The following is a 397-nucleotide window of genomic DNA, read 5'->3' as shown; positions in this document are numbered from 1 at the left end:
GAAGTGGCGGAGATCACCGTCGCCGGCGGCCGGGCGACCGGCGTGCGGCTCGCCTCCGGCGATTTCCATGTCGCGGGCAAGGCCATCATCGCCGGCGTCGCGCCGAAAGCGCTTCCCGGCAAGCTCCTGCCCAATGGCTCCGGCGACGCAAGTTTCGATGCGACGATGAAGCAATTCCGCCATGCGCCGGGCACGATGATGATCCATCTGGCGCTGGACGACCTGCCGGACTGGAGCGCCGGAGCCGAGCTTCGCCGGTTCGCCTATGTGCATCTGGCGCCTTCGCTCGACGCCATGTCGCGCACCTATCAGCAGGCGATCGCCGGCATGTTGCCCGACCAGCCTGTGCTCGTCGTCGGCCAGCCGACGACGAGCACAGGCTGGTCGGGCAACATGC

1 pseudogene is annotated in these 397 nt (G+C 68.3%); it reads left to right on the top strand.

Annotated features, from left to right (window positions below):
• Positions 1–397, top strand: a pseudogene (locus EOA29_RS40720) (NAD(P)/FAD-dependent oxidoreductase); the annotation flags it as partial.

Origin of the sequence: Mesorhizobium sp. M1E.F.Ca.ET.063.01.1.1, from assembly GCF_003998155.1 — a bacterium.
GTDB lineage: Bacteria > Pseudomonadota > Alphaproteobacteria > Rhizobiales > Rhizobiaceae > Mesorhizobium.
The sequence above is the reverse complement of the archived record's forward strand: the minus strand, read 5'-3'. Positions and strand labels throughout refer to the sequence as shown.